Annotated in this window: 11 protein-coding genes, 1 other RNA gene and 1 pseudogene; 10 read left to right on the top strand and 3 right to left on the bottom strand. The window is 68.8% G+C overall.

The genetic code is table 11. From position 1 onward, the window contains the following. Window positions 1–17 precede the first annotated feature (17 nt). Window positions 18–116, bottom strand: an RNA gene (gene ffs / locus AA983_RS15265) — signal recognition particle sRNA small type. Between the two features lie 133 nt (window positions 117–249). On the opposite strand from ffs, the gene AA983_RS15675 reads away from it, so the two are divergent. From AA983_RS15675 to AA983_RS12340, 7 genes are all read left to right on the top strand, one after another. Next, the gene (locus AA983_RS15675) at window positions 250–3174 is read left to right on the top strand and encodes a DNA polymerase III subunit gamma and tau (protein WP_047312528.1); all 2925 of its coding nucleotides are present in this window, start codon (window positions 250–252) and stop codon (window positions 3172–3174) included. Between the two features lie 200 nt (window positions 3175–3374). After that, entirely contained in the window at window positions 3375–3854 is a 480-nt protein-coding gene (locus AA983_RS14985) for a hypothetical protein (protein ID WP_052947112.1), read from the top strand. Between the two features lie 11 nt (window positions 3855–3865). After that, the gene (gene recR / locus AA983_RS12360) at window positions 3866–4462 is read left to right on the top strand and encodes a recombination mediator RecR (protein ID WP_047312527.1); all 597 of its coding nucleotides are present in this window, start codon (window positions 3866–3868) and stop codon (window positions 4460–4462) included. Window positions 4463–4618: 156 nt separating this feature from the next. Then, window positions 4619–5359 carry an MBL fold metallo-hydrolase gene (locus AA983_RS12355; RefSeq protein ID WP_156170391.1) on the top strand — a complete coding sequence of 247 codons (741 nt, stop codon included), beginning with the start codon at window positions 4619–4621 and terminating at the stop codon, window positions 5357–5359. Window positions 5360–5433: 74 nt separating this feature from the next. Continuing rightward, window positions 5434–6699: an aspartate kinase gene (locus tag AA983_RS12350; protein ID WP_047312525.1), complete on the top strand. Its 1266-nt coding sequence runs from the start codon at window positions 5434–5436 to the stop codon at window positions 6697–6699. A 53-nt stretch (window positions 6700–6752) separates the two neighbouring features. Then, entirely contained in the window at window positions 6753–7796 is a 1044-nt protein-coding gene (locus AA983_RS12345; protein ID WP_047312524.1) for an aspartate-semialdehyde dehydrogenase, read from the top strand. A 31-nt stretch (window positions 7797–7827) separates the two neighbouring features. Continuing rightward, window positions 7828–8943 (top strand): aspartate-semialdehyde dehydrogenase, encoded by a 1116-nt coding sequence (locus tag AA983_RS12340; RefSeq protein WP_197079014.1) that lies wholly within the window; start codon window positions 7828–7830, stop codon window positions 8941–8943. Between the two features lie 27 nt (window positions 8944–8970). Here AA983_RS12340 and AA983_RS12335 read toward each other — a convergent pair whose 3' ends face one another. Then, entirely contained in the window at window positions 8971–9375 is a 405-nt protein-coding gene (locus tag AA983_RS12335) for a hypothetical protein (RefSeq protein WP_047312522.1), read from the bottom strand. After that, window positions 9372–9755, bottom strand: a complete 384-nt coding sequence (locus AA983_RS12330) for a hypothetical protein (protein WP_129664815.1) — start codon at window positions 9753–9755, stop codon at window positions 9372–9374. Before AA983_RS12330 ends, AA983_RS12335 begins: the two co-directional genes overlap by 4 nt. A 141-nt stretch (window positions 9756–9896) precedes the next feature. Here AA983_RS12330 and AA983_RS15850 point away from each other — a divergent pair. The 3 genes and pseudogenes from AA983_RS15850 to AA983_RS12315 form a co-directional block, all read left to right on the top strand. After that, window positions 9897–10670 (top strand): annotated as a pseudogene (locus AA983_RS15850) (transporter substrate-binding domain-containing protein); the annotation flags it as partial. 66 nt (window positions 10671–10736) lie between these two features. Next, window positions 10737–11360 carry an amino acid ABC transporter permease gene (locus tag AA983_RS15845; protein WP_047312645.1) on the top strand — a complete coding sequence of 208 codons (624 nt, stop codon included), beginning with the start codon at window positions 10737–10739 and terminating at the stop codon, window positions 11358–11360. Continuing rightward, window positions 11357–12169 carry an amino acid ABC transporter ATP-binding protein gene (locus AA983_RS12315; protein WP_047312520.1) on the top strand — a complete coding sequence of 271 codons (813 nt, stop codon included), beginning with the start codon at window positions 11357–11359 and terminating at the stop codon, window positions 12167–12169. Before AA983_RS15845 ends, AA983_RS12315 begins: the two co-directional genes overlap by 4 nt. Window positions 12170–12189: the final 20 nt, after the last annotated feature.

The following is a 12189-nucleotide window of genomic DNA, read 5'->3' as shown; positions in this document are numbered from 1 at the left end:
CGCGGAGTCTGCCGCGGCATGTAAGCGCCCCCCACGTACCTGGAAGAGCTCTCCTACCCTTGCTGCATTCCTGCCCTGGGGGAGTTCGGAGAGGTACCACCACGTGGGGGGCTTGCTCGTACTCTACCGGGCACCCGGCGGCGTCCGCGAATCGCATTCCCCGCCCCGATGATGAGCGGTCGCCGCGGCCCCTGTGCCCGCATGTCCAGGAAACATCGGGTTGTCGGTGGCCACTACTAGGCTGACGCCATGACAACGGCCCTCTACCGCCGCTACCGCCCCGAGACGTTCGCCGACGTCATCGGCCAGGAGCACGTCACCGAACCGCTGATGCAGGCACTGCGCACCGGGCGGGTCAATCACGCCTACCTGTTCTCCGGCCCGCGCGGGTGCGGAAAGACGACGTCCGCGCGCATCCTCGCGCGCTGCCTCAACTGCGAGCAGGGCCCCACGCCCACGCCGTGCGGGGTGTGCGATTCGTGTAAGGCGCTGGCGCGCGGAGGTGCGGGTTCGGTCGACGTCATCGAGATCGACGCCGCGTCGCACGGTGGTGTCGACGACGCCCGCGACCTGCGTGAGCGCGCGTCGTTCGGTCCGGCGAGCAGCCGTTTCAAGATCTACATCATCGACGAGGCGCACATGGTGACGCCGCAGGGCTTCAACGCCCTGCTCAAGATCGTCGAGGAGCCGCCGGAGCACGTGAAGTTCGTCTTCGCGACCACGGAGCCGGAGAAGGTCATCGGCACCATCCGTTCGCGCACGCACCACTACCCGTTCCGGCTCGTGCCGCCGAAGAAGCTCACCGATTACATGGAGCAGCTTCTCGACGCCGAGGGCGTGGCTACGGAGCCGGGCGTGCTGTCGTTCGTCACGCGCGCGGGCGGCGGTTCGGTGCGTGACTCGCTGTCGGTGCTCGACCAGCTCATCGCGGGCTCCGGGCCCGAGGGCCTCACGTACTCGGGTGCTGCGGGCCTGCTCGGTTTCACCGACGACGAGCTGCTCGACGGCATCATCGAAGCCTTCGCGGCGGGCGATTCCGCGGCCGTGTTCCGTCAGATCGACCGCGTCATCGAGTCGGGTGCCGACCCGCGTCGGTTCGTCGAGGATCTTCTCGAGCGCCTGCGTGACCTCATCGTCGTGCGGGCCGTGGCCGAGGGGGCGGGCGCCGTTCTGCGTGCCGTCCCGGAGGACCAACTCGAGCGGATGCGCAGCCAGGCGGCGTCCTTCGGCGACGGCGCGCTCTCGCGGGCGGCCGCCGTCATCAACGCGGGGCTGAGCGAGATGACGGGTGCCACCTCGCCGCGTCTGCAGCTCGAACTCATGTGTGCGCGCGTTCTGTTGCCGGGCATCGCGGGGCTCGACGGTTACGCGGCGCGCCTCGACCGCATGGAACGACGCCTCGACATGGGCGAACTGCCGCCGCGCTCGCCGGCCGGCCCGGTGCAGCACGCGCCGGCTGTTTCGCCAGGTGGCCCGGCTCCTGTGCGTCCGCCGAGTGGTGCTGCCGCTGAGGCACCGTCGGCTGTGCCGAGCGAAGAGCCACGCGCTCAAGCCGACCAGGCCGATCGGGGCGCTGCCTCGCGTGACGAAGTCATGCGCGGTTCGGGCGACGTACGCGGGGGTGAGGCCGAGCGTCAGGGCCAGCGGGCTCAGGCCGCTGCGCGCGACGACGAGGCCGCGGGTGCTCCGTCGGGCACGAGCGGCGGTGTCGACGAGACCGAGCGCGAGCAGGTGCAGCGTCAGTTCGAGCAGTCCCAGCGGGCCGGTGGCCCGGGGTGGCAGGGCGAACAGGCGCAGCAGGCATCGCAGCCCCAGCAGTCGCAGGCGCCGCAGCAGCCGACGTCGGCATCCGGCGGCGGGCGCGGTGGCATGTCCACCGACGACATCCGTCGCGCATGGCCGGACGTACTCGATCGCATCTTCCGCATCAAGCGCGTCACGTGGACACTGCTGAGCCAGAACGCGCAGGTGCTCGAGTTCGACGGCGCTCGCCTCGTGCTCGGAGCGTCGAGCAGTGGCCTTGCGGCCACCATGTCGCGCGGGCAGCACCCCGAGGTCGTGCGTCAGGCCCTCATCGAGGCCATCGGTGTCGACGTCACGGTCGAAGCGCGCGCGATGAACGGTGGTGCGCCACAGGCGCAACCGCAGAGTGAGCAGCCCGCCGAGCCGTGGCAGTCGCCGTCACAGGGCGGGGGCTCGCAGGCACAGCGGGGGGCCGCCCAGTGGAACTCGCCGTCGGCGGGCTCCGACCAGGGCGGCCAGTGGAACTCCCCTTCGCAGGGCGAGCAATGGATTTCGCCGAGCGACGGTGCTCAGGCACGTGGGCAGCAGCCTGCTCCGGCCGAGCCGCCCTCGAGCGCCCCGGCGCAGTCGCAGGGCAAACCCGGCGGTTGGCGCGAACGGACGGGCTACCAGGGTTCGGGCACGACAGGTCACGTTCCTGTCGATCCCGCGCAGGCCGGTGACCCGCCCGCGCACGGCACACCGCGTGAGGCGGCCACGCCGTCACAGGACGCCGGTCTCGCCACGGCGGCCGCGCGCAGCAGCGCGTGGGGCTCCGACTCCGACGGCGACTGGTCGTCGCAGGCCGCGCCCGCACCGGAATGGGCAACCGGTAACGACGGGCCGGCGCAGCCGTCATCGACTGCCTCTGCCACGTCCTCACCGGCGCCCGAGGTCGACGCGGGCCCCGCTGACGCCGACGAGCCGACTCCTGACTGGATGGAGGAGGAGCCCGAAACCGACGTCGAGGCGGTCTACGACCCGCTGCCGCCCAAGTCGGAGCTCGGGGCCGGAGCCGCGCATGAGACTGCTGGCGTCGAACCCTCCGGTGACTCGGCGTCCGACGAGGCGACCCCCGACGGTCAGGCGGCTGCCGCAGCCGACCCTCAGGCCACCGGACACCTCGCGTCTCCCACGCCCCAGCCCACGCAGGGCGCGGTCGACGACGGACGAACTCTCACGCCTCGTCAGCGCGCTGAGAAGGCAGCCCGGGAGGCAGCGCAGAAGCAGGAGGATGCGCGTCGCGTCAACGGCGGCTCGGCGTACGACGACACGTCGGCGAGCATCGACGACGAAGACATCGAGAACTCCGATGCGGTCGGCCTGCCCGTCATCAAGTCGGTGCTCGGCGGCACGGTCATCAAGGAGGAAGGCCCCGACCAGGGCTCGTGATGATGATGTCCGGGCGGCTCGGCACGCGGTTGATCGGAAGTCGGCGCAATCGTTCGCGCCGAACTGACCCTGTGAGGGGCAGAACCGATGCTCTGCTGCGCGACCGGGATGACGGCAGCGGCCCGCACGCGTGCTTTCCCAAAGCGGCTTTCACGTTCACGCTCGAGTGCGACCTCCCCGCGCCGGAGGCGTGGAGCCGTGTGGCCGACAGCGAACGTCACGGTGTGGCGGTGCCGTTCACGAACGTGAGCGGCCCGAAACCTGAAAACCTGCGCGTCGGTTCGCGGCTCGTGGCACGAACGGCTCTCGGTCCGTGCGGCTTCGACGACGTCATGATCGTGCGCGCCGCCGAACCCGGGCGCCTGCTCGTGTTCGAGAAGGTCGGCCGAGTCATCGGGGGAGTGGTCGACGTCCGTTTCACGCCGCTTCCCGCCCTTACCGATGCCCGCGGCATGACCCGTCCGGTTTCCACGGGCGGTGTTCGCCCGGACGCTCCGAGCGCTGACGGCGGGAACGAGCTCACCCGCGTCGAGTGGCGGCAGACGATCGCTGTGCCGTGGCTGCGAGGTCCGCTCACCCCACTCGGCACGTTCGCGGCCACCCTGGCTTCCCCTCTCGCACGGCGGGGTTACGAGCGCGTAGTCGCGCGGGTGCTCACGGGTGTCGGTGGCGGCGCGTAACCTTTCTCCTTGTGTACGAAGGCGTTGTTCAAGACCTCATCGACGAGCTCGGTCGTCTGCCCGGCGTCGGCCCGAAGTCGGCTCAGCGCATCGCGTTCCACCTGCTCGAGGCCGACGAGGACGACGTGCGGCGCCTCGCCGAGGTGCTGCTACGCGTCAAGGAGACGGTGCACTTCTGCGAGATCTGCTTCAACGTGGCCGAGAGCAACCTGTGCCGCGTGTGCGCTGATCCGCAGCGCGACACGACGATGATCTGCGTCGTCGAGGAGAGCAAGGACGTCGTCGCCATCGAGCGCACCCGAGAGTTCCGTGGGCGCTACCACGTGCTCGGCGGCGCACTGAACCCGATCGAAGGCATCGGGCCGGGCGACCTCCACGTCACCGAACTCATGGCGCGACTCGGCGACAGCACGCTCACCGAGATCATCATCGCGACCAACCCGAACCACACCGGCGAAGCGACGGCGAGCTACCTCGCGCGCCAGATCGGGCCCATGGGCATCAAGGTGAGCAGGCTCGCGTCCGGCCTGCCGGTCGGCGGCGACCTCGAGTACGCCGACGAGGTGACGCTCGGCCGCGCTTTCGAGGGCCGACGCGTCTTCGCCTGACGTTCCCCGAACCCTTCCGTTCGCGGACTTCCGCCGGTGTTGGCATGCGCGTTCTCGGGCGACCGATCGCTTACGCCCCTTCGAGGCACCGCGAACTCGTAGGTTGAGGTCAGGCGCGTCCGATCGGAGTGACGCATCGCGCACCCGGGGGTCGTCGTGGAACAAGTTGCCGACGGTATGTGGCTGGGGCGCGGTACCGATGTCAACTGGATGATCGTGCGCGACGGCTCCGATCTCACCCTCGTCGACGCCGGGTACCCCGCAGACATCGCGCGCCTCGAAGCGGACCTCCGCAGCATCGGCCGCGGCCTCGGAGACATCCGGGCCGTCCTCGTCACGCACGCGCACATCGACCACATCGGTGGGCTCCAGGGTTTGCTGAGCCGGCACGACGTTCCCGTCCTCATGGCCGCGCAGGAGCTACCGCTGGCCACCGGCGAGCAGGAGAAACCCGGCTCGGGCTCGGAGCTCGTGCGGATGGCGTGGCGCCCCAACGTCGCCATGTGGCTGGGGCGTGTCATCCGAAGCGGCGCGCTGCACGACGAACCCCTGCGGGGCGCGCAGACGTGGAGTGACGGCGGCCCGCTCGACCTGCCCGGACGGCCGGTACCCGTGGCGTCACCCGGGCACACGCCTGGTCACACGGCGTACTTCTTCCCCGAGCACTGCGTCCTCGCGACGGGTGACGCCCTCGTCACGGCGCACCCGCTCACCGCGGCGCACACCCCGCACCTCCTGCCGTCGGTCTTCAACGCCTCCGACGCCGGAGTTCTGGCCGCGCTGGACGCCCTCGCAGCCGTCGACGCGGACGTCATCGTCCCGGGCCACGGCGACGTGTGGCGCGGCCCGATCGCCCGTACCGTCGACCTGGCGCGTTCCGTACCAACCAGCATCTGAGCGTCGAAAAAACGCGCGGGGCGCCATCACTACACTCGAAAGCGCCCGAAGCAGTCGACCCCCGGAGCAGCACTGTGAGCCTCGTCGTCCAGAAGTACGGCGGTTCGTCTTTGGCGGACGCCGAGAGCATCAAGCGCGTCGCCCGCCGCATCGTCGACACGAAGAAGGCCGGCAACGACGTCGTCGTGGTCGTCTCGGCCATGGGTGACACGACGGACGAACTGCTCGACCTCGCCGCCGAGGTCAGCCCGGCCCCGCCGAGCCGCGAGATGGACATGCTCCTCACCGCCGGCGAGCGGATGTCGATGGCGCTCGTGTCGATGGCCATTTCCAACCTCGGCCACAGCGCACGCAGCTACACCGGTAGCCAGGCCGGCGTCATCACCGACGCGCAGCACGGCAAGGCCCGCATCATCGACGTCACGCCGGGCCGCATCACCGAGGCCATCGGCGAGGGCCACATCGTCATCGTCGCGGGCTTCCAGGGCGTCAGCCAGGCCACGAACGAGATCACCACCCTCGGCCGTGGCGGCTCCGACACCACCGCCGTCGCGCTCGCCGCCGGCATCAAGGCCGACGTGTGCGAGATCTACACGGACGTCGACGGCATCTTCACCGCCGACCCGCGCATCGTGCCGACGGCCCACAAGATCGACCGCATCACCAACGAGGAGATGCAGGAACTCGCCGCGTCCGGCGCGAAGGTGCTCATGCTCCGCTGCGTCGAGTACGCCCGCCGCTTCGACCTTCCCATCCACGTGCGCAGCTCGTTCAGTCATCACGAGGGCACGTGGGTCGTGAACCAGAAAGAAGGAGACTCCGTGGAAGACCCGATCATCGCCGGTGTGGCTCACGATCGCAGCGAAGGCAAGATCACGATCGTCGGCATCCCGGACAGCCCCGGCCGCGCCGCCGCCGTGTTCAAGGCGATCGCCGGTGCCGGCATCAACGTCGACATGATCGTTCAGAACGTCTCTGCCGGCACGGAGAAGAAGACCGACATCTCCTTCACGGTGCCCAAGGAGGACGCCGGGCGCGGCGTCGAGGTGCTCAAGGCGATGCAGGACGAGCTCGGTTTCGAGCAGCTGCAGTACGACGACCAGGTCGGCAAGCTCTCGCTCGTCGGCTCCGGCATGCGCAGCAACCCGGGCGTCTCGGCCACGCTGTTCCAGTCGCTCGCCGACGCCGGCATCAACATCGAGATGATCTCCACGTCCGAGATCCGCGTCTCCGTCGTCACGAGTGACGATGAACTGGACGAGGCCGTGCGCGTCGTCCACAGCGCCTTCGGCCTCGACGCCGACGGCGAAGCGGTCGTCTACGGCGGCACCGGCCGCTGAGGCGCCCACCCCAAGACTTGTGTGAGGGCGCGTCGCGCCCGGAGGAGAACGAAATGGCGAAGGAACTCAACGTCGGCGTCGTCGGTGCCACCGGCCAGGTGGGCGGCGTCGTGCTCGAACTGCTCGAGGAACGAAACTTCCCGATCAAGAGCCTGCGCCTGTTCGCGTCGGCGCGCAGTGCGGGCAAGCACGTCACCTTCCGCGGCGAGGCCGTGACGATCGAGGACGCCGCCACGGCCGACCCGAGCGGCCTCGACATCGCCATCTTCTCCGCAGGTGGCGGTACGTCGAAGGAACTCGCGCCGAAGTTCGCGGCAGCGGGCGTCACCGTCATCGACAACAGCTCGGCGTGGCGCCTCGACCCCGACGTTCCGCTCGTCGTCTCCGAAGTCAACGGCAAGGAGATCGCGAACGCGACGAAGGGCATCATCGCCAACCCGAACTGCACGACGATGGCTGCGATGCCGGTGCTCAAGCCGCTGGCCGACGCCGCCGGCCTCAAGCGCCTCGTCGTCTCGACCTACCAGGCCGTCTCCGGCTCCGGTGTCGCGGGCGTGCGCGAGCTCGCCGAGCAGATCCGCAAGGGCGCGGAGGCCGACCTCGAGAGGCTCGCTCTCGACGGTGAGGCCGTCGACCTCGGCGCGCCGAACAAGTACGTCGCCAACATCGCCTACAACGTTCTTGCGATGGCTGGCTCGGTCGTCGACGACGGCACGAACGAGACGGACGAGGAGCAGAAGCTGCGCAACGAGTCGCGCAAGATCCTCGGGCTGCCCGACCTCGCGGTCGCCGGCACCTGCGTGCGTGTGCCCGTGTTCAGCGGCCACTCGCTGTCGGTCAACGCCGAGTTCGAGCGCGACATCACGCCCGAGCAGGCGCGCGAACTTCTCGCCGACGCCCCCGGCGTCGAGCTCACCGAGGTGCCGATGCCGCTCGTCGCCGCCGGCAAGGACGCGAGCTACGTCGGGCGCATCCGCCAGGACGGTTCGGTCGACGACAACAAGGGCCTCGTGCTGTTCATCAGCAACGACAACCTGCGCAAGGGTGCCGCGCTCAACACGGTGCAGATCGCAGAACTCATCGCTGCCGGAGAGTAGTTTCCCAGGCTGCGCGCCTATGCTCGAGGGCGTGAACTCGACTCAGCCGCAACGTCCCACCCTGGCCGTCGTCGGCCCCACGGGGCTGGTCGGTCAGGCCGTGCTCGAGATCCTGTCGACCCGCGTCGACGCCTGGGAGGACGTGCGTCTGCTCGGCTCGGACAAGGACGCCGGGCGTCGCCTGCTCGTGGGTGCCGAGGAGGTCGAGGTCGAGGCGCTCGACAGCGAGAGCTTCTACGGCGTCGACGTCGTCATCTTCGCCACGCCGCCCGAGGTCTCGGCCAAGTGGGTGCCGTTCGCGACGGCGGCGGGCTCGCTCGTCGTCGACACGTCCGAGGCCTTCCGTGACGACCCCGAAGTGCCGCTCGTCGTGCCCGAGGTCAACGCGCGCGCCATCGACAACCGGCCGCGCGGCATCGTCGCGATGCCCTGCGGCCCGGCCATCATCATGCTGCCCGTGCTCGCCACGCTGCACGAGCACTGGAATCTCACGCACGTGACGGCGACGTCGCTGCAGGCCGTCACGGGTGCCGGCCGCGCGGGCGCCGAGCGGCTCTTCGCGGAGGTGGGCGCCCTCACCGGCAACCCGCGCGTCGGACAGATGCCCGGTGACGTGCGCCGGTACGTCGCCGACCTACCGGACGACTCGCCGTTCCCTGCGCCCATCGTGAGCAACGTCGTGCCGTGGATCGGGCGACACTCCGGCCGCGGGTGGGCCAGCGAGGAAACCGACATCAAGCACGAGCTGCGTCATGTGCTGCAGCTGCCGAACCTCAAGGTGGCGGTGACGTGCGTGCAGATCCCGATCGTCACGACCCACATGTCGACGCTGCACGTCAGTTTCGACAAGAAGGTGACGCCGAGTGACGCTCGTCGTGCCATTACCGAGGGCGCGAACGGCGCCATCGTCATGCCCGACGAGGAGGGCGTCGACTGGCCCACGCCCGTCGACGCGATCGGTACCGACCCGGTGTGGGTGGGGCGCGTGCGTCAGGTGGAGAACAACCCGCACACGCTCGACTTCATCGTCTGCGGCGACAACATCCGCAAGGGCGCTGCGCTCAACGCGCTGCAGCTGGCCGAAATGCTCATCGGCGTGGGCCCGTACGCCGTGCGTGAGGACGACGGAGCGCCGGCGGCTCACTGAGCGGCGTCGCTCGCAGGCACAACCGTGTCAGGTCAGGTCAGTCTCCGGCGTTCGACCGAGTTGCCGTTCGAGTGAGCGCTGACGCCACAGTTGCCAGAACACGAACGGGGCGAGCGCGAGAACGATCACGGCCAGTGCGTCCCGCAGACCGAAGCTCTCGCCGCCGGCGACGGTGGTCACCAGGCTGAAAAGCATGACGAGAGGGCCGAGCACCAGTGTGATTGCGGTCAGTCGCCGCGAACCGCGCTCCTCGAGGAGCACGGCGCGCTGAAGGTCGCGCTCATGCGGATCGTCGAGCCTGCGACCCGCGTGCGTTGCCCTCATGATGCGCTTGCGTTCTGCGGTGGGCATCGCGTCGCGTTCACCGAGCAACCGCGGCGCCTCCATCCGCGTCATCTCGCGGGGTGGGGTGGTGCCGTTCTCGACGGTCATCTGAAGTACTCCTTCGTCAGCCCGAGCTTGCGCTCGAGGGCGTTCCGGCCAGCACCTTCTCGGTGGGTGAAAGCGGCCACGCCCATCATGCTTACGAAGGCGATCCACGCGGGGACGTCGGTCGGGTCCAGAGCGACGCGCCCGACCTGCAGCACCGCGAGGACGAGGAACACCCAGCGAGCCCAGATGCGCCACCAGCGGGCCTTTCCGAGAAGAGCGATCTGAGTGCGCAGATCGTCGGGGTCCGTGAGCACCTCACCGCGATTCAAGGCCCGGTTGATGCGGCCTTTCGTCGCGCTGTCCGCGCACGTGAATTCGTACTGAAGCGTGGCGATCTCGCCCTTGGACAACTGGGGGAGATTCGGTGGGGCGTCTCGCATGCCTCGACCATAGGCCCACGTCCTCGCTCAGAGCAGGCCCCCGTCCAGAGACTGCGGTTCGAGGTGCGCCTCCCATAACGTCACGTTCTCGGATCTCAAATAGGAGATATGGGCGCGTGAGCGTACTCTCGACGGGTGAGAATGGCCGATCGTGACGGCCTCGGGGCGCTGCGAGCCCGAGGCATCTTCGTCGCGCTTCTGAGTTTCGTCGCAGCGATCCTGTTCGCCGGAGCGGCTGCTCCCGCAGCCCACGCCGCGGAGAACGACCAGCTGCCGAAGACGCTGCGCGTCGGCACCGAGGGTGTCTACCCGCCGTTCAGCTTTCACAAGGGTGGCGAACTGACGGGCTACGACGTCGATTACTTCCGCGAGGTCGGTAAGCGCCTCGGCGTGAAGGTGCAGTTCGTCGAGACGCCCTGGGATTCGATGTTCGCCGGCCTCAACTCGGGCCGCATCGACATCATCGCCAACCAGGTGACGAAGAACGAAGAGCGCATCGCCCAGTACGACCTGTCGTCGCCCTACGTCACGACCACGGGTGTCGTCGTGACCAAGAAGAGCGACAACAGCGTCAAGAAGCTGGCGGACCTCAAGGGCAAGAAGTCGGCCCAGAACATCACCTCGGACTGGGCCAACACGGCGAAGGGCGCCGGCGCGAACATCGTGTCGGTCGAGGGCATGGACAAGGCCGCCGCCCTCGTCGAACAGGGGCGGGCGGACGCCTTCGTCAACGACGAACTGGCCGTGAAGTACTACCTCGCCACGCACCCGAACTCGGATCTGAAGATCGCCCTGACGACCGAGGACAAGAGCGAGTCGGTCTTCACTGCCCGCAAGGACACGAACATCACTCCGGCCGTCAGCAAGGTCATCGACCAGATGGAAGCTGACGGCACGTCGAAGAAGCTCTACGACAAGTACTTCACGACGAAGGCCACCGGTCAGTCGACGTGGGACGTCATCAAGGAGAACTTCGGCTCGATGCTCCTGGCAACGGTCAAGGTGACGATCCCGCTCACCGCCGTCGCGTTCGTCGTCGGCCTCGTGCTCGCGCTTGGCGTCGCCCTCGCACGTCTCAGTTCAAACGCTGCCATCTCCTGGCTGGCCCGCGCGTTCATCTCGATCTTCCGCGGGACGCCGCTGCTCGTGCAGTTGTTCATCATCTTCTTCGGCCTGCCGGAGCTCGGCCTCAAGCTCAACCCGTGGATCTCGGCCGGGATCGCCCTGTCTCTCAACGTGGCTGCCTACGCCGCCGAGATCATCCGCTCGGCGATCCTGTCGGTGCCCAAGGGGCAGTGGGAGGCCGCGGAGACGATCGGCATGAGCCGCTCCACGGCACTCAAGCGCATCGTCCTGCCGCAGGCGTCACGCGTTGCTGTTCCGCCGCTGTCGAACACGCTCATCTCGCTCGTCAAGGACACGTCGCTCGCCGCGACGATCGGCGTGACCGAGGTGTTCCACCAGTCGCAGATTGCGGCCGCTCCGACGGGCAAGTTCCTCGGTCTCTACATCACGGCTGCACTCATCTACTGGGTTCTCTGCTTCGTCCTCAGCATCGTTCAGACCCGACTCGAAGACCGACTCGGAAGGCACGTGGCCCGATGACCGATCACACGACCACCCAAGCGACCGGCCCCCTCGTCGAGATCACCGGTCTGCGCAAGGCCTTTGGCGGCACCACGGTGCTGCGCGACATCGACTTCACGGTGCCCAAAGGCTCGGTGACGGTGCTCCTCGGACCGTCCGGTTCGGGCAAGACGACGGTGCTGCGCTCGCTCAACGTGCTCGACCTGCCGGACGCCGGCGTCGTGCGCATCGGCGACGCGAGCGTCGACTTCTCGGCGGTGACGCGCGGACGTGACGGCCGCGCCCGCGGCGAGTCGGCCAAGAGCGTCGCCGCACTGCGCCGTCAGAGCGGAATGGTCTTCCAGCAGCACAACCTCTTCCCGCACAAGAGCGCGCTCGAGAACGTCATCGAGGGCCCGGTCGTCGTGCAGGGTGAGCCGGTGCGCGAAGCCGAGGAACGCGGTCGGGAACTGCTCGCCAAGGTCGGCCTGGCCGACCAGGCGGACAAGTACCCGTACCAGCTCTCGGGCGGTCAGCAGCAGCGCGTCGGCATCGCCCGAGCGCTCGCCCTGCGACCCGAACTGCTCCTATTCGACGAGCCGACCTCGGCCCTCGACCCCGAGCTCGTCGGGGGAGTGCTCTCCGTCATGCGCGAACTCGCCGACGAAGGGCGCACGATGTTCGTCGTCACGCACGAGATCCGCTTCGCCCGCGACGTGGCCGACCAGGTGCTCTTCATGGATGGCGGCGTCGTCGTCGAGCTCGGAACGCCGGCCGAGGTCATCGACGCCCCGCGGATGGAGCGCACGCAGACGTTCCTCAAGCGCATCCTCGACCCACTCAGCTGACGCTGCGCTGGTACGCGAAC

The sequence above is a fragment of the Dermacoccus sp. PE3 genome (assembly GCF_001021715.1).
GTDB lineage: Bacteria > Actinomycetota > Actinomycetes > Actinomycetales > Dermatophilaceae > Dermacoccus > Dermacoccus abyssi.
The sequence above is the reverse complement of the archived record's forward strand: the minus strand, read 5'-3'. Positions and strand labels throughout refer to the sequence as shown.